21 protein-coding genes are annotated in these 20,820 nt (G+C 62.2%); 9 read left to right on the top strand and 12 right to left on the bottom strand.

Annotated elements, in window-relative coordinates; all coding sequences use genetic code 11:
* Positions 1-2: 2 nt before the first annotated feature.
* Positions 3-368 carry a hypothetical protein gene (locus tag VSR72_RS24685; protein ID WP_342955020.1) on the bottom strand — a complete coding sequence of 122 codons (366 nt, stop codon included), beginning with the start codon at positions 366-368 and terminating at the stop codon, positions 3-5.
* Between VSR72_RS24685 and VSR72_RS24680 the strand changes: the two genes are divergently transcribed.
* The 3 genes from VSR72_RS24680 (at position 282) to VSR72_RS24670 (ending at position 2,421) form a co-directional block, all read left to right on the top strand.
* On the top strand, positions 282-833 hold the full coding sequence (locus VSR72_RS24680) for an RNA polymerase sigma factor (protein WP_342955016.1): 552 nt from the start codon (positions 282-284) through the stop codon (positions 831-833). The genes VSR72_RS24685 and VSR72_RS24680 overlap by 87 nt on opposite strands.
* The gene (locus VSR72_RS24675) at positions 830-1,747 is read left to right on the top strand and encodes an anti-sigma factor (RefSeq protein ID WP_342954961.1); all 918 of its coding nucleotides are present in this window, start codon (positions 830-832) and stop codon (positions 1,745-1,747) included. The genes VSR72_RS24680 and VSR72_RS24675 overlap by 4 nt, the downstream gene beginning before the upstream one ends.
* A gap of 230 nt (positions 1,748-1,977) precedes the next feature.
* On the top strand, positions 1,978-2,421 hold the full coding sequence (locus VSR72_RS24670) for a universal stress protein (protein ID WP_342954960.1): 444 nt from the start codon (positions 1,978-1,980) through the stop codon (positions 2,419-2,421).
* Between the two features lie 61 nt (positions 2,422-2,482).
* Here the strand turns inward: VSR72_RS24670 and VSR72_RS24665 are convergent, their stop codons facing one another.
* Positions 2,483-3,526 (bottom strand): ATP-binding protein, encoded by a 1,044-nt coding sequence (locus VSR72_RS24665; protein ID WP_342954959.1) that lies wholly within the window; start codon positions 3,524-3,526, stop codon positions 2,483-2,485.
* A gap of 260 nt (positions 3,527-3,786) precedes the next feature.
* Entirely contained in the window at positions 3,787-5,067 is a 1,281-nt protein-coding gene (locus VSR72_RS24660; protein WP_342954958.1) for an epoxide hydrolase, read from the bottom strand.
* 336 nt (positions 5,068-5,403) lie between these two features.
* Between VSR72_RS24660 and VSR72_RS24655 the strand changes: the two genes are divergently transcribed.
* The 3 genes from VSR72_RS24655 to VSR72_RS24645 all read left to right on the top strand — a co-directional run bounded on the left by VSR72_RS24655 (position 5,404) and on the right by VSR72_RS24645 (position 7,764).
* Positions 5,404-6,201 carry a response regulator gene (locus tag VSR72_RS24655; RefSeq protein ID WP_342954957.1) on the top strand — a complete coding sequence of 266 codons (798 nt, stop codon included), beginning with the start codon at positions 5,404-5,406 and terminating at the stop codon, positions 6,199-6,201.
* Between the two features lie 205 nt (positions 6,202-6,406).
* Complete coding sequence (locus VSR72_RS24650; RefSeq protein ID WP_342954956.1) at positions 6,407-6,736, top strand: DUF4148 domain-containing protein; 330 nt, start codon at positions 6,407-6,409, stop codon at positions 6,734-6,736.
* A gap of 44 nt (positions 6,737-6,780) precedes the next feature.
* On the top strand, positions 6,781-7,764 hold the full coding sequence (locus tag VSR72_RS24645) for a quinone oxidoreductase (RefSeq protein WP_342954955.1): 984 nt from the start codon (positions 6,781-6,783) through the stop codon (positions 7,762-7,764).
* Between the two features lie 42 nt (positions 7,765-7,806).
* On the opposite strand, the gene VSR72_RS24640 is transcribed toward VSR72_RS24645, so the two are convergent.
* Positions 7,807-8,580 carry a response regulator transcription factor gene (locus tag VSR72_RS24640; protein ID WP_342954954.1) on the bottom strand — a complete coding sequence of 258 codons (774 nt, stop codon included), beginning with the start codon at positions 8,578-8,580 and terminating at the stop codon, positions 7,807-7,809.
* Between the two features lie 203 nt (positions 8,581-8,783).
* On the opposite strand from VSR72_RS24640, the gene VSR72_RS24635 reads away from it, so the two are divergent.
* From VSR72_RS24635 to VSR72_RS24625, 3 genes are all read left to right on the top strand, one after another.
* The gene (locus VSR72_RS24635) at positions 8,784-9,722 is read left to right on the top strand and encodes a LysR family transcriptional regulator (protein ID WP_342954953.1); all 939 of its coding nucleotides are present in this window, start codon (positions 8,784-8,786) and stop codon (positions 9,720-9,722) included.
* 67 nt (positions 9,723-9,789) lie between these two features.
* Positions 9,790-10,695 (top strand): 2-dehydropantoate 2-reductase, encoded by a 906-nt coding sequence (locus VSR72_RS24630; protein WP_342955015.1) that lies wholly within the window; start codon positions 9,790-9,792, stop codon positions 10,693-10,695.
* 15 nt (positions 10,696-10,710) lie between these two features.
* Complete coding sequence (locus VSR72_RS24625) at positions 10,711-11,913, top strand: cytochrome P450 (protein ID WP_342954952.1); 1,203 nt, start codon at positions 10,711-10,713, stop codon at positions 11,911-11,913.
* Positions 11,914-11,991: 78 nt separating this feature from the next.
* Here VSR72_RS24625 and VSR72_RS24620 read toward each other — a convergent pair whose 3' ends face one another.
* From VSR72_RS24620 to VSR72_RS24585, 8 genes are all read right to left on the bottom strand, one after another.
* On the bottom strand, positions 11,992-12,357 hold the full coding sequence (locus VSR72_RS24620; protein ID WP_342954951.1) for a cupin domain-containing protein: 366 nt from the start codon (positions 12,355-12,357) through the stop codon (positions 11,992-11,994).
* A gap of 143 nt (positions 12,358-12,500) precedes the next feature.
* The gene (locus VSR72_RS24615) at positions 12,501-13,514 is read right to left on the bottom strand and encodes an alpha/beta hydrolase (RefSeq protein WP_342954950.1); all 1,014 of its coding nucleotides are present in this window, start codon (positions 13,512-13,514) and stop codon (positions 12,501-12,503) included.
* A 57-nt stretch (positions 13,515-13,571) separates the two neighbouring features.
* Positions 13,572-15,296, bottom strand: a complete 1,725-nt coding sequence (poxB, locus tag VSR72_RS24610; protein WP_342954949.1) for a ubiquinone-dependent pyruvate dehydrogenase — start codon at positions 15,294-15,296, stop codon at positions 13,572-13,574.
* Between the two features lie 271 nt (positions 15,297-15,567).
* Positions 15,568-16,215, bottom strand: coding sequence for a response regulator transcription factor (locus tag VSR72_RS24605; protein WP_342954948.1), 648 nt, complete (start codon positions 16,213-16,215; stop codon positions 15,568-15,570).
* A 77-nt stretch (positions 16,216-16,292) separates the two neighbouring features.
* Positions 16,293-16,664 carry a response regulator gene (locus VSR72_RS24600; protein ID WP_342954947.1) on the bottom strand — a complete coding sequence of 124 codons (372 nt, stop codon included), beginning with the start codon at positions 16,662-16,664 and terminating at the stop codon, positions 16,293-16,295.
* A gap of 231 nt (positions 16,665-16,895) precedes the next feature.
* On the bottom strand, positions 16,896-19,133 hold the full coding sequence (locus VSR72_RS24595; RefSeq protein WP_342954946.1) for a PAS domain-containing protein: 2,238 nt from the start codon (positions 19,131-19,133) through the stop codon (positions 16,896-16,898).
* 233 nt (positions 19,134-19,366) lie between these two features.
* Positions 19,367-19,834 (bottom strand): RidA family protein, encoded by a 468-nt coding sequence (locus VSR72_RS24590; protein WP_342954945.1) that lies wholly within the window; start codon positions 19,832-19,834, stop codon positions 19,367-19,369.
* A 130-nt stretch (positions 19,835-19,964) separates the two neighbouring features.
* Complete coding sequence (locus VSR72_RS24585) at positions 19,965-20,633, bottom strand: response regulator (RefSeq protein ID WP_342954944.1); 669 nt, start codon at positions 20,631-20,633, stop codon at positions 19,965-19,967.
* Positions 20,634-20,820 lie beyond the last annotated feature (187 nt).

Raw genomic sequence — 20,820 nt, 5'->3', positions numbered from 1 at the left:
GTTCACCGTTCAGTACGACGATCTGTGTCGCAATGTGTATCGCTTCCGGCATTGATACAAAGATTTTCAATAATCGGCTGGCCGGACATATGACAGATACCTTCACTGGCTTTAATTCGTCTTGTGTCCTGTCCGCCTTGAACCCGGCTCGCCGTGAAGATGAAATGACCCGGCAATATCTGCTGGCGTGTATGGAATTTTGTTCGCCCGCCGGGTGTTCTGGTCAAGGCGACGGTTTTGCCGCTTAACCCTATCGTCGACAAATGAACTCTACCAAGACGATGACTGTCGCCGAATTGTCCGCGCTCCTGCCTTCCATGCTTCCACGATTGTGGGCATTCGCGTTGCGCATTTCGGGCGATCAGCATGATGCCGAAGATCTCGTGCAGCGCGCGTGCGTGCGCGCGCTCGAACGCGCGCATCAACTCGAACCCGGAACGGCGCCGCTCAGCTGGATGTTCTCCATCGTGCAGTCCACCTGGCTCAACGAACTGCGGGCCCGCAACGTGCGCAATCGTTCGGGCATGGAATGGGATGACGGGTTCCTCGAAACCGTTGCCGATCCTTCTGCAAGGACGCCGGAAGAACAGGCCATGAACGGGCAGATCATCCGCGCCGTTCAGCAATTACCCGAAGCACAGCGCATTGTCATGCTGCTCGTCGCGGTGGAAGGGTTAAGCTATAGCGAAGCCGCCGAAGTGCTCGATGTGCCGATCGGCACGATCATGAGCCGGCTTTCGCGGGCGCGCCAGGCGATCGGTGCCCTGTTCAACGACCAGAAAAAAGACAAGCGCGCGAAAAGCGCGGCGAACAGCAAGGAAATTGGGGCATGACTATGGATGACATCCTGCTCATGGCTTATGTCGACGGCGGACTGACGCCGCGTGAGCGCGAGGACGTGGAGAAGACAATTAGCGCATCGCCCGAAATCGCCGAGCGCGTTGCGCTATTCAAGGCGTCGGCGCTGCGGTATCAGCACGCTTTTGCGCACCAGAAACTCCCGCCCGTTCCCGAACGGCTCACGCTAAAGATCGAGCAACTCAGCCGCGCGTATTCGGGCGCACCTGAATCGTCGGGCGACGCTGCGAAACCTGCGGCGTTTTCGCAGCTGCTCTCGCGCTTGCCTTTTCGCTTTGCGTTGAAGCTATCGCTGCCGGGTCTCGCCATGACGTTCGCGGCGGGCGCCCTAAGCTGCGCGCTCGTGCTGCGCTTTGCGACGGACTGGGTGCGCGATGACCGTGGCGCAGGCTCCAGCGCGCTGCACGCCGCGGCTGCGCGAGTCTCGCCGTGGGTCGCGGCGGCGGTGAACTATCAACAGCTCTATACGCGCGACACCGTCGCCTTCGACGCGCTCACGCCGGAAGTGGCCTCGCAGGTGATCGCGCAGATCCACAGCGACGACGGCGTGCCAATACGCGTGCCGGACTTGCGCCCGGCCGGTCTCACATTCACTCGCATTCAGCGGCTGCGTTTTCACAACAAGCCGCTCGTGCAGATCGTGTATCTGCCCAAAACGGGTTTGCCCGTTGCCCTGTGCGTGATGAAGGACGAAAAGCCGGATGCGAGCATGACGCATGAGCGTGTCGAAAGCATGAATGTCTTGACGTGGCGGCGCGCCAACCTCAGCTACGCGTTGATTGCGTCGCTCGACGACGACCAGCTCTTCGCAATCGGCAAGCAGATTGCCAAAGGCCAGACCGGCGAAACCGTGGGCCAGCTGGCGCCGCGCGGCAACGCCGCGAGTTGATCGATCGAACGCTTTATCAGTCAATCTGGATTCCGAATTATGTCGGAGTTTATCTTTTCTACTGCTGTCACCACCGGCTAACGCGAACGAGCACACCACCGGGAATAAACGTCGACAACGGACTGTTCTGATTGCGCGACCGGACACATCGCCCTGCGGGGCGAATGCGCTGGCCGCCCTCCCTACTCAGTCAGGCGCCGCCAGCGGCACCGTTACGTTATCGACACACCATGTCTTCCTTTTCCCGCATGCTGCTCGTGTATGACGGCACGAGCGAGGCCCAGGCCGCTCTGCAACGCTGCTCGCAGCTCTCGCTGGCCTTGTCCGCACCCGTCGACGTGGTCGCCGTCGTCGACGCCGAAAGCGTGAACGCGAGCTCAGGCGGCCTGCTTACCGACGTTGCCTACAGTCACCTTGAGGAAATCGCCCGCAACACGCTGAACGATGCCATCGCGCAACTGGCCAATATCGGCATTAGCGCAAACGGCTACGTCAAATACGGCCGGATCGCCGATGTCGTGGCGCGCCACGCGCAAACGTTCAACCCCGACCTCATCGTGCTCGGTCATCGCACGCGAGCGAAGCGCTCGCGGTGGTGGAGCGAGCGCCCCGCTCACGTCGATCTGGCCGAGCGCCTGTGCGGAACGACCATCGTTACTGTGACGTCCGCGTAGTTAAGCCCGCGTAATCATGCTCGATGCCGCGCCAATGGCCCAACGATTCGACCTGCCAGCCTCACGCGGCCGCCAGTGGCAGCGTGAGGCGCGCCTCGAGGCCTCCTGTGCGGCGGTTTTCGAGTTCGAGCTCGCCGTGCATGGCGAGGGTGAGGCGTCGCGCAATGGCGAGCCCGAGACCCGAGCCCGACGCCGAGCTCGCCGTTTCCGGTGCGCGATACCACGCGGTGAAAACCGTTTCCAGACGCGCGGGAACGATCCCCGGTCCCGAATCGAGTACGGCGAGCACCAGACGCTGCGCCTCGACCCGCACGCTAAGACGAACATCCACGCCGTAGCGCAGCGCGTTATCGATGAGATTCACGAGCACGCGGCGCAACGCATGGGGAGACGTCACCACGGGACGTCCCACCTGCCCCTCGAGTTCGACGATGCTCCCGGCGTCCCGATAGTCGGCAATCAGCGCACCGAGCAAGCTATCTGCGTCGACAGAACGCATGGGCTCCTGGGCGCTGCACTGCATGCGCGCACAGGATAGACTGCCATCGACGAGTTCGGTCATCTCCGCGAGATCGCGGGCGAGCGCGTCTCTCACTGGGGCATCCTCCACGAGTTCGGCACGCATGGTCATGCGCGTGAGCGGCGTGCGCAAATCGTGCGCGTAGGCGGCAAGCACGTGAAGCAGTTCGGCCTGGCGGCGCGCGCGATGGCGCGCGCAGACATTGAACGCGCGAGCGAGACGCGCAATGGCAGCAGGCCCCGCGTCTTCGGGCAGGAGCGCCTGCGAGCCTTCGCCGAGACTGTGCTCGATCTGGGCTTGCATGCGTTGAATGGACACATGCAGTTCGACGAACTTCAGCGCCGCGAGCGCCGCCACGAGTATGGCCGGCAACGCCACGGGCAAGCCGGAGCGCAGCAGCACCTGCCACGGTACGGCATGCGTTGCGTACGAGGCGTAGGCGCAGGCCGCGGCGAGCAGCACCCATATGGGCCGCGACCACGCCTCGACAGCGCGCGGCGCGTCGCGAGACGGCGAAGCGCGCGCGGCGCTTGCGTGCAGGGAAGCGTTTGGGTTATTCGATGGGTCGATGGCGTGCGCGCTCATATCCGTTATCCTGTACTGGCCGGGGCTGGGCCTACCTGGTCGGGCCTACCAGGCTGGGCCGCCTTGCACCGAAGGGAACGCGCATTTGACAGACAGCCGGCACCTTGACCGGAAACATCTGCTTCGTGGTACGCCCTGCCCGGCAGCGCCAGAATAGGGCACCTCACGCGCACGGCGCCATTATATGAACGTATAAGTTCGAACCTACGGATGGGTAAAACCGCACGCTAAAACCGCTAGCGTGCGGCACACAACCGCCTTTACGCGAGCTTGCGCATCGGCCTGAATCCGGCGCGAACCTCCTGCGCGAACAGCAGCGGTTCTTCCCAGGCCGCGAAATGGCCGCCCTTGTCGACCGTGTTGAAGTAGACGAGATCGTGATAGCTGCGCTCCGCCCAGCTGCGCGGCGCCTGATAGATCTCGCCTGGAAACACGGTAATGGCCGCAGGCATGCTGATATCCACCGCGTTGAAATTATTCGAGTGATCTTCCCAGTAAATCTGGGCCGACGATGTTGCGCTGTTGGTCAGCCAGTAGAGCGAAATATCGTCGAGAATCTCGTCGCGGGTCAGCGAACGTTCGGGAACGCCGCCGCTATAGGTCCATTGCGAGATCTTGTCGTACATCCATGCCGCCTGGCCCACGGGCGAATCGGCGAGCGCGTAGCCAACGGTCTGTGGGCGCGTCACCATCATGGCCGAATAACCGCAGTTGTCGCGATAGAAAACATTCAGCTTTTCGTACGCGCGTTTCTCGTCCGGCGCAAGGCTCGCGGGCGCGGGCTCGCCCAGCGCAAGCAGCCGCGCAATGTCCGGCGGCACGGTTGCCGGCATGTTCACGTGAATGCCAATCAAGCCCTTGACGTGCTGCATGGCCATGCGGTGCGAGACGACCGAACCGCAATCGCCGCCCTGGGAGACGAAACGCGTATAGCCAAGGCGCGCCATCAGCTCGCCCCACGCCCGCGCGATATGGTCGGAGCCCCAACCCGGCTTGGTGGGCTTGCCCGAAAAGCCGAAGCCGGGCAAGGACGGCACCACCACATGGAAGGCGTCGTCGGCGCTCCCGCCGAAAGCGGCAGGATCGGTCAGCGGTTTAATGGCTTTGGTCAGTTCGAGAATGGAGCCGGGCCATCCGTGCGTCATGATCATCGGCAGCGCATTCTCGTGCCGCGAGCGCACGTGAATGAACTGGATATCGAGCCCGTCTATTTCCGTCACGAACATGGGAAACTCATTGAGTTTTGCCTCGCCTTTGCGCCAGTCATAATCGCTGCCCCAATATTGGACGAGTTGCTGCATACGCGCGAGACGAACGCCTTGAGATTCGTCGGTCACGGTTTCCTTTCCGGGCCAACGCGTATTGGCAAGACGCTGCCGCAAATCGATCAGCGCGCCGTCCGGAATATTCGCCTTGAATGGCCGGATTTTTGCGTTTTGAGTGTCGGCGTAAATCGCTTTGGGAAAGAGCGCAAACGCGCCAACCGCCGCCGATGCGGCAAGCAGATGGCGTCGCATCGGGGAGAAATCGTTCGAAGACATTACTGGCATCCTGTTCGTGAGGGAAAGTCAATTTGACGCGGCGACACGGCAACGTGCGGCGTTCACGCTGACGATCGTTTCCGGAAAGTCGCCCCTCATTAAATTCAGGCAATGTATCTCGTGTATGTCGGCAATGTAATCTTTCGTAAGCCGTGCACAAATGCAGTCAGCCGGATATATTCTTCATTAAGGCCGGAATATCCCTATACGAAGGTATGCGGCCACCTATCCTTAATCATCTGTCGCCCCAATCCAGATTGGGATGGATCGATCGCCTGCTTCCGATTAATCTGCTGGCAGCGGTAGAAATGCACCGCTGTCCCGCTTATGACGATCATGGAAAAAATCGATCACATACTGGTTGTCGACGACGATCGCGGCATACGCGAACTGGTTGCCGGTTATCTCGAGCGAAACGGCATGCAGGTGAGCACCGTTTGCAACGGAAGGGAAATGCACGAGCACCTGGGAAGGCATACACCCGACCTCATCCTGCTCGACCTGATCCTGCCCGGCGAAGACGGTCTCGCGCTCTACCGCGCGTTGCGCGAAAGTCGCCATCGCGCGCTGCCCGTTGTCATGCTGACGGCGCGCTGCGATGTCACCGACCGCATCGTCGGGCTCGAAATGGGCGCAGACGACTATATGGCCAAGCCATTTCAGGCGCGTGAGCTCCTCGCCCGCATCCGCGCGGTGCTGCGCCGCACTCGCATGCTGCCGCCCGACCTGCAGCCCGTGGACGACACGCCGGTGCTCGGCTTCGGAGAGTGGCGCCTCGACACCACCGCACGCCATCTGCTCGAATCCGACGACACGGTCGTCATGCTCAGCGGCGCCGAATATCGCTTGCTGCGCGTGTTTCTCGACCACGCGCAACGTGTCTTGACGCGCGACCAGTTGCTCAACCTCACGCAGCGGCGCAACGCCGATCCCTTCGACCGCTCGATCGATTTGCTGGTGAGCCGCCTCCGGCAAAAATTGAACGACACGGCGCGCGCCGCCCGCTACATCAAGACGCTGCGCAACGAGGGCTACATTCTTTCCACGCCGGTCACGGTTCACCACGATGCGCGCGAGGCAGCGCAGGGCATCCGGTCCCACGCTGAAAGCGATGCGCTCTGCGTTGCGCTTTAGCGGCCCCGGGCGTCGCGGCGCGGCTTCGGGGCAGGCGATTTTTGTAGCGCAATGTATCGAGCGTGCGAGACGAAACAACGGCTTACAAACCGCCCGATTCCGGAAACAAGCCCGATACGTGCGCAGCTTCTAATGACTCCATGCAACGGCGATTCAAAACCGCTGCCTGGATTTCCCCTGACACCTGACCTCGTGGAGAAAAGTCATGAAGCTCGTTCGCACCCTCTTCGTCTCGGCTCTCGTCGCCGCCCCCGCACTCGCCTTCGCACAATCGCCGAACACGCCGGTCACGCGCGCATCGGTCCGCGCGGAGCTGGTACAGCTGCAGCAGGCCGGCTACAACCCGGCCACCGATACCACGCAATATCCGAAGAATATCGAAGCCGCCCAGATGCGCCTCGACGCGCAGCAAAACGCGGCATACGGCGGCGCGCCCGCCAATGGCGCGGCATCGGGTTCGCGCAACGCAACGGCGCAAACGCCCGCGCAGCAGCAGGACGTCGTGGGGCTGGAGCCGATCTACGCGCACTCCTGATCAACGCCGCGCGCGGCACGCTGACAATACGGAACACCCAGCTTATGAAAGCAATTGTGATGCAAGGCCCCGGCGGCCCGGACGTGCTGCGCCTCGTCGAGCGTGGCGAGCCCGAACCGGGCCCGAACGACGCGCTCGTCGAGGTGGAAGCCGCAGGCGTGAACTTCATGGACATTGGCGTACGGCAAGGCAACTTCTGGACTGACACGGCCGATCCCAAGCCACTGGGCGTCGAGGGCGCGGGGCGCATACTCGCAGTCGGCCACAACGTCGAGGACTTTCGTCCGGGGCAACGCGTTGCGTGGGTCTATGCCCCCGGCAGCTACGCGCAACGGATCGCCATTCCCGCCGCCTCGCTGGTTCCTGTGCCCGACGAAATCGATCATCGCACAGCCGCAGCGCTCATGATGCAAGGGCTCACGGCGAGCCACTTCGCAACGGACTTCTACCCCGTGCAGCCGGGCGACGTTGCACTCGTGCATGCGGCGGCGGGCGGTGTGGGCTTGCTGCTCACACAGATCGTCAAGATGCGCGGCGGCAATGTCATCGGCCGCGTTTCGAGCGCGGGCAAAGCCGAAATCGCGCGGCAGGCGGGCGCCGACCACGTGATCGTCGACACGAAGGGCGCCTTCGCCGCCGAGGTCATGCGGCTGACGGGCGGCGAAGGCGTCCATGTCGTCTACGACGGGTCCGGGCCCGCGACGTTCGACGCCTCGATGGCTTCATTGCGCCGCTGCGGCACGTTTTGCTGGTACGGTCCCGTGCTCGGCGACTCAGGACCCTTGCGTATTACGAGCTTGCCGCGCAGCATCAAGATCGGCTATGCGGTATTCACCGATCACATCTCCACGCCGGCGCTGCTGCGCGAGCGCTCGAAGCAATTGTTCGACTGGATTATCTCGGGCGCCATCGACATCAGGATCGGGGGGCTTTATCCGCTCGAGCAAGCCGCGCGTGCCCATGCGGACATGGAAAGCCGCGGCACGACAGGCAAGCTGCTGCTGATTCCGCCTGACCCTCGTGCATAACACGCATGTTCTGCCAGGGCCCGTTCACGCCAATAACAGGCCCTATGCCATGTATTCCAGTTGCAGCGCGCGAGGCTCGCGATTCGCGGCGACGGTCACCGCCGCCGCGAACACATAGCCTTCGTTGCGAAGCGTCTTGATGTAGCGCGCCTCACGCACGGTGTCGCGCAAGCGTTGCCGGATACGGCTGACCAGAAGGTCGATCGAGCGGTCCAGCAAATCGGCCTGACGGCCTTGCGTGAGGTTGAGCAACTGATCGCGCGTGAGCACGCGGTTGGGGTAGTCGAGAAACACGCGCAACAAGCGATACTCCGCACTGCTTAGAAAAACGATCGCACCATCGGCATCCACGAGGTGACGCGCCACGGTATCCAAAGCCCATTCGCCAAACCGCAGCACGCTGCCCGATTCCGTGACGCGCATGCCCGGCGGCAGCATATTGGCCCGGCGCAGAATCGCACGTATGCGCGCGTGGAGTTCGCGCACGCCGAACGGTTTTCCCATGTAGTCGTCGGCGCCCATTTCGAGGCCGAGAATGCGGTCCTCCTCGTCGTGGCGCACTGAAAGCAACAAGATCGGCACTGCGTAATGATGACGGCTAGCGCGCAATTCACTGCAAAGCGAGAGTCCATCGATATCGGGCAGATCGACGTCGATCACAACCAGGTCGGGCAGATCGCTCTCCATCATCGAGCGCAATACGCGGCCGCAGTTCGCGTGCGAGACGCGCATGCGGTTCGACTCCAGAAACACCGCGACGCGCTCGCGCAGTTCCCGATCGCCGTCGACGATCAGAATGTGGTCAGGCTTTTTCATGTTGGCTGTCACGCAGATACACAGGCGGGCACGGCAGAAATAGTTCGACATTCTGCAGATACATTTCGGCGCTCAAATCCTGGGCGATGGTGGCAGGAACGCACAAGCAGCACAACAGCAATTGTGTTCACCCTGCGTTGCCTTCAAGTCAACGCCCGATATTCGTACGATATGGTCGGCGCGATAACACGCGAGGGATGTCAATGAGGCAGCTCAATCCACAACGTCTACGCTATTTTCATGCCGTATTGAGTCACGGATCGATCCGCGGCGCCGCGGATCACATGAACACGTCGCCCTCGGTCATCACGCGGCAGATCCGCATTCTCGAAGAGGAACTGGGCGTCACGTTGTTCGAGCGCTACGCCAAAGGCGTGCGATCCACCGAAGCGGCGGTGCATGTGCTCGAGTACTGCGAAGCCTGCGAGTCCCAGCAGGAAAAGCTCGACGACCAGTTGAGCGCCATTCGCGGTCTGCAGCACGGGTGCGTTCGTCTTACCGTGACCGAAGGCTTTGTCGAAATGCTCACGCATGACGTGCTCGCGCCATTCTGCGCTCAATATCCCAACCTCGACGTCGATTTCAGCATATCGAGCGGCGACGGCGTGATCGAGGACGTCTGCACCCATCGTGCGCATATTGGCCTCGCGTACAACCCGCCGCCGCATCCGCAGATCCGCTACCTCGCCAGTGCAAACCAGCCGGCCATGCTGTTGATGCGCACGGATCACCCGCTGGCGCAGGCGCGGCGGACGGCCACGATTCAGGACTTGCTGGCGTGGCCGCTCGCCCTGATGCCTCAGTCGTTCGGCATCGGCTACGCGGTTAAAATGCTCGAGCTTGCCGAGGGAATCCGGATCGAAGCGGCGATGACGAGCAATTCCCTCGTGGCGTTGAAACACATCGTCGCTGTCGAAAACTTCATCACGCTCATTGGCGAGTGCGCCGCGCGCAGCGAGGTAGCGAGCGGCGCGCTCACGACGGTGCCGATTGCCCACGCCATCTTTCAGAGCATGCGGGTGCGCCTGCTCGTCAAGGCAAATCGCGCACTCGCGCCTGCGCCTGCGGAACTGCTCAAGTGGATACAGGAGAGGCTTACGGTTTTCGCGGCAAGCGCTCCGCAAAAGCGCGGCACGGAATAAACGCCAGGCCTCGCGTGTTCCAGTGAGGTCAGCGCATTTGCGCGGTTCATGTGCAATGGGAGGCATGATGCGGTTTGCAGTTCTCGGTGCCGGCGCGGTCGGCTGCTATTACGGCGGCATGCTCGCGCGCCACGGCCACGACGTCGTTTTTATCGGCCGGCCCTCGCATGTCGCGGCGATGAGCCAGGACGGCTTGCGCATTCAGTCGCAGGCGTTCGATGTGCGCCTGCCCGTGCGCGCGGAAACACAAATCGAGGCGGCCGCCAGTGCGGACGTCGTGTTCGTGTGCGTGAAATCGACCGATACCGCCGAAGCCGCGCGCAGGCTCGGCCAGGTGCTCGCGCCAGGCGCAATCGTGGTGAGCCTGCAAAACGGCGTCGACAACGCCGCGTTGCTGCGCGAGCGCGTCGCGCAGCCCGTGATCTGCGCCGCCGTGTACGTTGCGAGCGAAATGGCGGGCCCGGGGCACCTGCTGCACCACGGCCGCGGCGATCTTGCCATCGAGGCGACGCCGCACAGCGAAGCCCTTGCACGCGTCCTGCGTGCAGCGAAGATTCCCACCCAGATCGCCGCCGACGTGCACGCGACGCTTTGGCAAAAGCTCATTCTCAACTGCGCCTATAACGCGGTCTCCGCCATCGTCCAGTTGCCGCTCGGCGCCATGGGGCATCGCGACGCGTTGCGCGCAACCATGCGCGACGTGGTCGCCGAATGTCTTGCCGTCGCTGCTGCCGAAGGCGTACATTTCGAGGACGACGCCGCATGCATGGTCGAGAGAATCGAAGCCACGATTCCAGGCGGACAGTTTTCGTCCACCGCCCAGGATCTCGCGCGCGGCAAACACAGCGAAATCGACTATCTCAACGGTGCGATCGTGCAGCGCGGTACGATCGCCGGCATCGCAACACCTGCCAACCGCATGCTCCACACCCTCGTCAAGGTGCTGGAAGACAAACCCGCCGCTCACGCCTAACCGTCTCTCGCAACCATGCAATTCTCCGACTTCTCCTCGCCCGCGTTCTTCGACAATCCTTATCCCCTGTACGAAAAGATTCGCGCAGCGGGGCCGATTTTGCAGGTCGCGCCCAATATGTTCGTGACCGGGCGCTTCGAGATCATCGACGCCGTGCTGCGCGACTCGCGCATGGGCAAGAGCTATCTGCAAAGCGTGGCTGCACGCTATGGCGCAGACGCAACGGCACAACCGGTATTCCAGTCGCTCAGCCGTACCTTGCTGATGATGAATCCGCCCGCGCATACGCGGCTGCGCGCCTTGTTGATGAAGACGTTCAATGCGCGCGGCATCGAGAAGTTGACGGCGATTGTCGAGGCGACGACGCATGAACTGCTCGAACGCGTGGGCTCGCGCGCCGAGTTCGATCTGGTCAGCGACTACGCGTTCCCCTTGCCGGTGCAAATCATCTGCCGGCTGCTCGACGTGCCCGTTGCGGACGCAATCGCGCTAGGCGGCGCTGCGAGCCAGCTCGCCGCGGCATTCGATCTCGCGCCGCTCGACGAAACCGGTTTGCGCGCGGCCGACGAAGGCGCGCTCATGCTCGAGCGCTACTTTCACGGCGTGATCGAGCAGCGCCGCGCACAGCCTGGCGACGATCTGATCTCCGCCATGCTCAGCGTTGAAGATGAAGGTTCGCGTCTCACCGATGAGGAGGTCGTGTCGAATGCCGTGCTGCTATTCTTCGCCGGTCACGAAACGACGTCGAACATGATCGGCAATATGATGCTCGCGCTCTTTCGCCATCCTCAGCAAATGGAGGCGCTAAAGGGCGACCCGAAGCTGTTGCCGCGAGCGATCGCGGAATGCATGCGCTACGACAACTCGGTGCAATTGCTGGCTCGCACCGCGCTGGAAGACGTCACGCTTGGCGACGCCTCACTCGCGCGCGGCTCCGTCGTCTTCCTGTTGATCGGGTCGGCCAACCGCGACCCAGCCGCATTCCCCGCGCCCGACACACTGGACTTCGCGCGCGGCGCGAACACGCCATCGCTATCGTTCGGCGCGGGTATTCACTATTGCCTGGGCGCGCGGCTCGCCGCACTCGAACTGGATGTCGCGATGCGCTCCCTGCTCGCCCGTTTCCCCGAGATCCGCCCAGTGGATCTGGACGGGCTGGTCTGGCATCGACGCAACAATCTGCGCGGCGTGACGTCATTGCGCGTGCATACGCGTTGACGTCGAGCGGCGCCGGGTCAGCTTCGCCATCCCGGCGCCCTCACTATCGCGTCCGCCGGTGGTGCGGCGTACACGGTCTTATTGCTTCGCATCACCGGGGCTATAGGTCACGTATAGCTTCGTATAACCTTGTGTGTCGAATTGGCCCGTCCATCCCTTGGGAAGCGTCACGGCTTCGCCGGTGCCCACGTTCAATACCGAGCCGTCCGATGACGTGAGCTTCACGCCGCCCGAAATAAAATAGAGAAACTCGGTGTACGCAAGCCCCTCGGGTCCCTTGATGACTTCATGCGAAGGCCCCGACTTGAACACACCGGTTTGATAAGCCTTATCTGGCGACGTATAGCCAACCACGTCGGTCATCTGCGTGCCGCCTTCAACCGACTTTTGCGCGTCCTTGCGGTTGAAAACGGCGCCGGCGAGATCTGCTTTGGAGAGTTTCACCGGCTTTATTGTCTGCGTTTGCGCATGTTCTTGTGCCTGCGCCCAGACACAAGGAAGCGAGCAACCCGCCAGAACCCCAGCGAGAGCGAATGTACGAAGCTTAACCATTACCATGAGTCATCCGTTGAATTTACCTCTGATCGCTACAGATGCTGGACTTGCAGCATGGCATCCGCAAACGCCTTGGGTGCTTCTTGCGGCAGATTGTGCCCAATCCCGCCGCTGATGTCACGATGCTGGTATTTGCCCGTGAACTTCCCGGCGTAAGCGGCCGGCTGCGGGTGCGGTGCGCCGTTGGCGTCCCCTTCCATCGTGATGGTGGGCACTGCGATCGTGGGCGACAGGGCCAGCTTCTTTTCGATGTCGTCGTATTTCGCCTCGCCTTGCACGAGACCGAGCCGCCAGCGATAGTTGTGAATCACCACCGCGACATGATCGGGATTCTCGAAAGAAGCCGCCGTGCGATCGTAGGTGAGATCGTCGAAACGCCATTGCGGTGAAGCGAGACGCCAGATCAGCTTGTTGAAATCGTGGCGGTTCTGCTCGTATCCCGCAACGCCGCGCGCCGTGGAAAAATAGAACTGATACCACCAGGCCAGCTCGGCCGCAGGCGGCAGCGGCTTCGCATTGGCGGCCTGGCTGCCGATCAGATAACCGCTCACGGAAACGAGCGCCTTGCAGCGTTCGGGCCACAGCGCCGCGACGATGTTGGCGGTGCGCCCGCCCCAATCGAAGCCGCCGATCACGGCTTGCTTGATCTTCAACGCGTCCATGAACGCGACGATATCGACGGCGACAACGGCTTGTTGTCCGTTGCGCGGCGTGTCTGCCGAGAGGAAGCGCGTCGAGCCATAGCCGCGCAAATACGGCACGAGCACGCGATGCCCCGCTGCCACGAGTATCGGCGTGACTTCGGCAAAGCTGTAGATGTCGTAAGGCCAGCCGTGCAGCAGCACGACGGGCGGGCCGTTCTTCGGCCCGGCATCGACATAGCCGATGCTCAAACCATTCGCCTGAACCTGATGAATCTCGCCAAATGAGGCCGCCGGCGCCGACTGCGCGCGCGCCAGTTCGCTCAAACCCGTTCCCGCCAGCGCAGCGCCTGCGAGGCCCGTTCCGAGGATACGGCGACGACGTTCATTGATCTGTTCCGACATGATCCTTTTTCTCCCGAGAATCGAAGTCAAGTGAAAACTTGCGCACTCACCCGTGCATCAGCGGAGATTCGTTCGCGCGAGTTCGACGATTTCGTCACCGCGTCCACTGAAAATCGCGCGCAGCATATACAGGCTGAAGCCTTTGGCGTGCTCCATTTCCACCTTCGGCGGCATGGCGAGTTCGTGCTTCGAAATCACGACATCGACGAGCGCGGGGCCCGGATGCGCGAAGGCCGCCTTCAGTGCGCCCGCCAGGTCCTCCGACTCCTCGACTCGCGCGGCATAAATGCCAGCGCCCTTTGCAATCGCGGCGAAATCGGTTTTATCCAGATCGACATTCGCATCGAGGTAACCGGCCGCCTTCAGTTCCATGGAAACAAAGCCGAGCAGGCTGTTGTTGAACACGACCACCTTGATCGGCAGACCGAGTTGACGCGCGCTGAGCAGATCGCCCAGCAGCATGGAAAGACCGCCGTCGCCCGAAAGCGAAACGACCTGGCGCCCAGCATGCGCGCCTTGCGCGCCAAGCGCCTGCGGCATGGCATTGGCCATCGAGCCGTGATTGAACGAGCCATGCAACTGCCGCTTGCCGTTCATGGTCAGATAGCGCGCGGCCCAAAGCGTCGGCGTGCCGACATCGGCGGTGAAGATCGCGTCCGCGCTCGCGGCCTCGTCGATCATTCGCGCGAGGTATTGCGGATGAATGGGCCTGCCGGGCGCGGAAGGCGTGGCGAGATCGTCAAGGCCTTTGCGCGCCGCGTGATAGTGCTTGCGCGCATTCTCGAGAAATTGCCGGTCGGTCTTGCGCGCGAGCATGGGCAAAAGCGCCGCGACGGTCTCGCGCACCGTGCCGACGAGACCCAGCTCGAGCGGTGCGCGACGGCCGAGCTGCGAGCCTTTCCAGTCGATCTGTACGACCTTTGCGTTCGCCGGATAGAACGGGCGATAAGGGAAATCCGTGCCGAGCATGACCAGCGTCTCGCACGAGGCCATGGCGTGATAGCCCGAGCTGAAACCGATCAGCCCGGTCATGCCCACGTCGTACGGGTTGTCCCACTCGATGAACTGTTTGCCGCGCAGTGCGTGCACGACCGGCGCGCCCAGCGTATCGGCAAGCGCCACCACCTCGTCGTGCGCGCCGGCCGTTCCGCTGCCGCACAGGAGCGTGACCGCTTCCGATTCATTGAGCAGCGCGGCGAGCCGTTCGAGGTCCGCTTGCGCGGGGACGATCGCAGCCGCCCCGGAAGATTCGTTCCAGCCGATCGATGCCTGCTCGAGTTCCTTCAATGCCACATCGCCCGGAAGCACGATGACGGCAACCCCGCGTTCCTCGATGGCGGTGCGCATGGCGCGCGCCAGCACGCGCGGAAACTGCTGCGCGTTCGTCACGAGTTCGACAAAGTGGCTGCACTCCTTGAAGAGTTCCTGAGGATGCGTTTCCTGAAAGTATCCAAGGCCAATTTCGGTAGACGGGATATGCGCCGCGATGGCCAGCACCGGCTGGTGATTGCGATGCGCGTCATAGAGCCCGTTGATGAGGTGCAGATTGCCCGGACCGCAACTGCCCGCGCAGACGGCCAGGCGCCCCGTGGAGGCCGCATCGGCGCCGGCGGCGAACGCCGCGCTCTCTTCGTGCCGCGTGTGCATCCAGCGAATCGAGTCGATCTTCTGGAGGCTCGCCGAAAGGCCGTTCAGGCTGTCGCCCGTTACACCCCAGATCCGTTCGACGCCTGCCGCGGCGAGCGTGCGTGCGAGATATTCCGCGATCGTCATTGTGCCCATGATTTCCCTCTCAACACGATATGTGGTTGCAAGCAATCGAAACGGCATGGCGCGTTACGAATCGAATTCAATGGAATGCGTTCAATCGCAAGCCAATTTACGAATCTTTCGTTATCCCCAATAATTGCTGCGAAGACTCGCGCAGCATGGCTTGAAGCGGGGATGCAAGAGACGCCACAGCGTACCATCGCGCACAGAGGCAGCACCATACGGCGATCGGTTTAGCGCACTATACGCAGGTATAGCTGCGCGATTGCGTGCTAATCGAGGGCTAGCGCTTTCGATCGCGCGGCGGCGGCAAGCCGAGCTTCGCCGCCATGTTGACGAGTTCCGGCAGCGAATCCGCGTTCATCTTTTGCATGACCTTGCCGCGGTGCATCTTCACGGTAATCTCGCTGATACCGAGTTCGCCGCCTATCTGCTTGTTCAGCAAACCCGAAACCACGAGCGTCATGACTTCGCGCTCGCGCGGCGTGAGCGTCGCATAGCTATCGTGAAGCGCGCACACCTCCATGTGGCTTGCGAGCGCTTCACGGCTTCGCTCGATGGCGTCGCGAATGGCCTCCAGCAAAGTCTCGTCGTTGAACGGCTTGGTCAGGAACTCGGCGGCGCCGGCCTTCATGGCTTTCACGGTCATGGGCACGTCCCCGTACCCCGTGATGAAAATGATCGGCATATCGGGCCGATCGGCAGCGATGCGCTGCTGCAACTCCAGACCGTTTACTTGCGGAAGCGAAACGTCCAGAACCAGGCAGTTGGGCGCGAACATGCGCGGGTGAGCAAGAAAATCTTCGGCGCAAGCGAATATCTGCGCGTGCAAACCTGCACTGCGCAGCAATAATTCCAGCGATTCGCGCACGGATATGTCGTCGTCGATGACAAATACGATCGGCTCGGCTTGCGAACCGCCCGATGACATGGCGCCCTGATCTGCTCTACCTGTTCTACTTTGAGGCACGTTATTCCTCTTGATTGCCCCGAAGCACTGTAACGCTTTCAGTTTTCACCGAGCGCCACCTTGAGCGCCGCGAGAAGCGCGGTATCGCTAAAGGGCTTGAACAGGCAATCGCACGCGCCCTGCGCGATCAGGCGATCGCGAACGGCTGCATCTTTGTGAGCGGTAATGAAAACGACCGGCACGTTCTTGCCAAGACGCTTCAACTCGCGAAATAGCCCCAGCCCGCCCATACCCGGCATGTTGATGTCGAGGACCAGACAATGGGTTTGATCGACGACTTCGGACGCGAGAAAAGTCTCCGCGGAGGAGAACACGCTCACGGCGTATCCGAACACTCTCACCAGATCTGGAAGCGACTCCCGCACTGCTTCGTCATCATCGACCAACGTTACCAGCATGATTGCCCGCAATCAAGTCTCGTTGAGACCGCTACCCCGTTCACCAAGGATGCACCAGGCCGGGCAGCGAATCTACGATACTTTGGTATCACTCGAACACATAACCTGTCCGCCAGAACGGCCAAGCCACGCAAAGGCGCCCGATGCCTCTGGAGCGAACACCGCACAATGCCCGATGCCAACGCACGCGTCCATCATACGGAGGTATGTATACGCGCCGCGCGAGGGCCGCGTACGCACCATTCAAGCGCCATAAACAGGAAGCGCGAACGAAAAAATCGCGCCTGGACCGTCCGTCGGGATCTCAGCCCAGAGGCGGCCGTTCTGGCTTTCGATGATCGAGCGGCTAATCGCGAGACCAATGCCCATGCCGTCATGCTTGGTCGTATAAAAGGCGTCGAAAATCCGTTCGGCATCGTGCGGGTCGAAGCCGACGCCCGAGTCCCGCACGATCAAGCGGACTGTCTCGTCCGGCCCAGCCTCGGTCTTCACCGTCACGCGCCGGGGCCGGTCGTCCACCGTGCTCATGGCATCCGCCGCGTTGCGCAACAGATTCATGATGACCTGCTGCACCTGAACGCGGTCGCAGCCCGCAAAAGGCGCGCCCTCGGCGAATTCCATGCGCACGACGACACGCGCACGGTCGAGGTCGCTCTGCATGAGGGCGATGATGTCCCGCGCGGTGTGGCCGAGATCGACCGGTTCGAGCGTGGCGCTGCGCTTGCTGAAGAGCGCGCGCAGACGCGTAATGACGTCGGCGGCGCGATTGCCGTCGCGGATCGTGCGCCGCGCCGTTTCCTGTGCGCCTTCGATATTGGGCGGCACGGCCGCCAGCATGCGCAGGCAGGTGCTCGCGTTGGTCACGATGCCCGCGAGCGGCTGATTGACTTCATGGGCGATCGAAGCCGTCAACGCGCCGAGGCTCATTACCCTCGCAACATGCGAAAGCTCCGCGCGCGCCTTGTCGAGCGCCTCCTCCGAGCGGCGGCGCAGGCTGATATCGAGCGTCGTGCCGCTATATTCCTTGCGCCCCGGCCGGTCGGTCACGCGGTGCGCGATCAGGTGCAGATGCTTGACGCTCTGGTCGGGCATCAATAGCCGGTGCTGGCACTCGATGTCGGTTTCGCCGCGCCGCCCCTGCTCGATGAACTGCGCGACGAACCCCGCATCCTCCGGGTGAGCGCGCTCGGCGATACGGTCCAGCGTGACCGGCGTGCCTGGCTCGAACTCGAAGATGTGGTAAATCTGCTCCGACCACGCGATCTCATCCGTCCCGGCATCCCACGAGAAGTTGCCCATCCTGGCCAGCGCCTGACCTTCGGCGAGGAACGCCTCGCTGCGCCGCAGTTCTTCCTCCGCGCGCTTGCGATCGTCGATATCGATGTTGATGCCGTACCATTTGACGACGTTTCCGTCCTGGTCCCGCAACGGGCTCGTACGAAACAGAAACCATCGATACTGCCCGTCGTAGCGCTGCATGCGCGCTTCCGCGGCGCCCGGCATGCGGCTCGCCATAATCTCCTGCCAGGCGGCCATGAGCCCCGGGAGGTCATCGGGATGCACCGCCTTGGTCCACTCGTGGTCCTTCACCTGCGAGAGCGTTCGCCCGAGATAGTCGAGGTAGTACTGGTTATAAAATTCGCCAGTCCCATCCGGGCGCGCCGACCAGATCAGTGCGGGCAGTGCGTTGATGGTCTCGTTGAGGTGGCGCTCGCTCTCCGCGAGCGTGATTTCGGCGCGCTTCCTGTCTTCGATATCGATGCACAGGAGAAACCAGCGCAGAATGCTGCCGGCGCGATCGCGCAACGGAAATCCACGCACGTTGACCCAGCGGTAAGCGCCGTCTGCGCGCCGATGCCGGCTTTCGACGTTGTACGTGTTGCCGCTTGCCAGCGAGGCTTCCTGAGCCGCAATCGCCTCGTCGAGATCGTCCGGATGAACGATGTCGTGGCTGCGCCAGGCTTTGAGTTCCTCGAACGACTTGCCGAAATAATCGCGCGTGAGCTGGTTCTGGCCTTCGACTTCGCCCGTCGCCGACGTCACTGTGACAGGCACGGGGATGCACTCGACGATCAATTCCAGGTCGAGCGCCTGCCGATCGAGCGCTTCCTGAGCGCGTCGCAAGTCGTCGATATCGCTGCATGTTCCGCACCAGCGGACGATTTGCCCGGCGGCGTCGCGCAGCGGGCTGATTTGAATGTCGAACCAACGCGGCTCGCCGTCGAAGCGGCGCAGACGCGCCGCGATGGCTCCGGGCTCGCCGGAAGCGAGAATGGCGGACCGCCGCTCGAGCAGTTCCGGCAAGTCGTCGGCGCTTACCGCGTCCTGCCACTGCGAACCGGACGAGGCTGCGAAGCCAAGGCCCGTGTATTCGGACCATTTCCGGTTGACGAAGTCGACCCGGCCGTCGGGCAGCGAAGTCCATGCAATAACGGAGAGCGCATCCAGCACGATGCCGGGATCAAGGGCCAATCCCATCATTTTTTTGATATTTTCGAGCGGGCGACGGAGTTTCAAACATGCGCAAATGCCCGCGCTCAGGTGCGATTTTCGTGGGCTATGCGGTTTGACCGGAGAATTTTGGGATTATTGCATGCGAAAACAGGCGTCGCAACCGCGCTGGGTTGCCGCCATATCGCGTGATTTCGTTGCGAACGCATCGGATCGATGCCGCGCCACTCAGCGCGGCGTCGACTCCGGAATCGACTCACTACTCAGTCGGCGATTTCGACGATCAATTCGATTTCGACGCAGGCATTGAGCGGCAGCTCCGCGACGCCCACTGCCGAGCGCGCATGCACGCCCGCCTCGCCAAATACGTTCGCGAGCAATTCGGAAGCGCCGTTTGTCACGAGATGCTGCTCGGAAAATCCCGCCGCAGAATTGACGAAGCTCGTGAGCTTCACGATCTGCTTCACGTGATTGAGGTTGCCGACTTTCGCGTGCAGCGTCGCGAGCAGATCGACGGCGATCTTGCGCGCGGCCTCGCGGCCTTCTTCGGTGCTCAGCGTGGCGCCCAGCTTGCCGGTCACGACCGCGCGGGCGTCGCGGGGAAGGTGGCCTGCCAGATAGACCGTGCCGCCGCTGCGAACGCTCATGGTGTAGGCCGCAGCCGGCGAGCTGACTTGCGGCAGCTCGATACCCATCGTCTTGATCGTATCGTAGACGTCACGCTTTTCCATCGCACTCTCTCCAATTGGTTTATTTCAGGGTGGAGTGCAAAAGATAACCGCAAAGGCTCGAATTCAGCGCTAGATCATGGGGTGATCAACGCATCCCAAAGATTGGAGGAACCTAAACCCTGGTATGAATTCACTGCTCCGATGGATCGACGCCGAGCGCAACGGTATTGCGCACGAGTTCGGCAACGGAGCGCACATTCATCTTGCGCATGGCCTGTCCCCGGTGAATCTTGACCGTGACTTCCGCAATGCCCATTTTCGACGCGATCTGCTTGTTCATCAGCCCCGCCGCGACATTGACCAGCACCTCCCGCTCACGCGGCGTCAACGCGTCCCAGCGCTCGCGCGCCTGAACGAGCGAGCTGTCCGCTTCGAGACGCTGTGCATCGCGCTGCAGCGCGGCGACCACGGCGTCGATCATGTCCTGATCGCGAAAGGGCTTGGTGAGGAAGTCGATTGCGCCCGCCTTCATCGCCTCGACCGTCATGGCAATGTCACCGTAGCCTGTCATGAAAACGACGGGCATGGGCGCGCGCTCCTGCGTGAGGAGCGACTTCTGCAGCGCCAGCCCGCTTTGACCGCGCAAGCGCACGTCCAGCACGAGACACGATGGCCCCGGGCTCTTTGGCGCCGCGAGGAACGCCTCGGCGGAGTGAAAGGCGTGGGCATCCAGGTCGATCGAGCGCAGCAGGCTTGCCAATGCGCCGCGCACCGAATCGTCGTCGTCCACGATATAAACGACGCCCGTCGCGGTGTTGCCGCAAGGGGCAGCCGACCGGGCGGTCACAGTGTTTAGCATCTACGAAAGCGATCTGCAGTGTTACGTTGTGCGAATTGAACCATCATGGACACCTCCCCATAGCCATGGGACGCCAATGCCTGACTCACGCGTTCAAGCACCAGCCGCGTAGCCGGCGGCCGATACCGCGAGACTGATAGATGGCGCAGACACTGCAGCGCCACGCCAGAAGCTTACATCGCGCGTT

Origin of the sequence: Paraburkholderia sp. JHI869 (genome assembly GCF_038900775.1) — a bacterium.
In the GTDB taxonomy this organism is placed as follows: Bacteria; Pseudomonadota; Gammaproteobacteria; order Burkholderiales; family Burkholderiaceae; genus Paraburkholderia.
This window is presented reverse-complemented; position numbering and strand designations above follow the sequence as displayed.

What these genes read in the sequence shown, in the direction of transcription:
- VSR72_RS24605 (WP_342954948.1), bottom strand. Translation starts at nt 16,215, where the DNA reads ATGTCATCGGGCGGTTCGCAAGCCGAGCCGATCGTATTTGTCATCGAC.
- VSR72_RS24675 (WP_342954961.1), top strand. Translation starts at nt 830, where the DNA reads ATGACTATGGATGACATCCTGCTCATGGCTTATGTCGACGGCGGACTG.
- VSR72_RS24645 (WP_342954955.1), top strand. Translation starts at nt 6,781, where the DNA reads ATGAAAGCAATTGTGATGCAAGGCCCCGGCGGCCCGGACGTGCTGCGC.
- poxB (WP_342954949.1), bottom strand. Translation starts at nt 15,296, where the DNA reads ATGGGCACAATGACGATCGCGGAATATCTCGCACGCACGCTCGCCGCG.
- VSR72_RS24615 (WP_342954950.1), bottom strand. Translation starts at nt 13,514, where the DNA reads ATGTCGGAACAGATCAATGAACGTCGTCGCCGTATCCTCGGAACGGGC.
- VSR72_RS24685 (WP_342955020.1), bottom strand. Translation starts at nt 368, where the DNA reads ATGCTGATCGCCCGAAATGCGCAACGCGAATGCCCACAATCGTGGAAG.
- VSR72_RS24665 (WP_342954959.1), bottom strand. Translation starts at nt 3,526, where the DNA reads ATGAGCGCGCACGCCATCGACCCATCGAATAACCCAAACGCTTCCCTG.
- VSR72_RS24655 (WP_342954957.1), top strand. Translation starts at nt 5,404, where the DNA reads ATGGAAAAAATCGATCACATACTGGTTGTCGACGACGATCGCGGCATA.
- VSR72_RS24670 (WP_342954960.1), top strand. Translation starts at nt 1,978, where the DNA reads ATGTCTTCCTTTTCCCGCATGCTGCTCGTGTATGACGGCACGAGCGAG.
- VSR72_RS24650 (WP_342954956.1), top strand. Translation starts at nt 6,407, where the DNA reads ATGAAGCTCGTTCGCACCCTCTTCGTCTCGGCTCTCGTCGCCGCCCCC.
- VSR72_RS24635 (WP_342954953.1), top strand. Translation starts at nt 8,784, where the DNA reads ATGAGGCAGCTCAATCCACAACGTCTACGCTATTTTCATGCCGTATTG.
- VSR72_RS24630 (WP_342955015.1), top strand. Translation starts at nt 9,790, where the DNA reads ATGCGGTTTGCAGTTCTCGGTGCCGGCGCGGTCGGCTGCTATTACGGC.
- VSR72_RS24640 (WP_342954954.1), bottom strand. Translation starts at nt 8,580, where the DNA reads ATGAAAAAGCCTGACCACATTCTGATCGTCGACGGCGATCGGGAACTG.
- VSR72_RS24585 (WP_342954944.1), bottom strand. Translation starts at nt 20,633, where the DNA reads ATGCTAAACACTGTGACCGCCCGGTCGGCTGCCCCTTGCGGCAACACC.
- VSR72_RS24625 (WP_342954952.1), top strand. Translation starts at nt 10,711, where the DNA reads ATGCAATTCTCCGACTTCTCCTCGCCCGCGTTCTTCGACAATCCTTAT.
- VSR72_RS24660 (WP_342954958.1), bottom strand. Translation starts at nt 5,067, where the DNA reads ATGTCTTCGAACGATTTCTCCCCGATGCGACGCCATCTGCTTGCCGCA.
- VSR72_RS24590 (WP_342954945.1), bottom strand. Translation starts at nt 19,834, where the DNA reads ATGGAAAAGCGTGACGTCTACGATACGATCAAGACGATGGGTATCGAG.
- VSR72_RS24680 (WP_342955016.1), top strand. Translation starts at nt 282, where the DNA reads ATGACTGTCGCCGAATTGTCCGCGCTCCTGCCTTCCATGCTTCCACGA.
- VSR72_RS24595 (WP_342954946.1), bottom strand. Translation starts at nt 19,133, where the DNA reads ATGATGGGATTGGCCCTTGATCCCGGCATCGTGCTGGATGCGCTCTCC.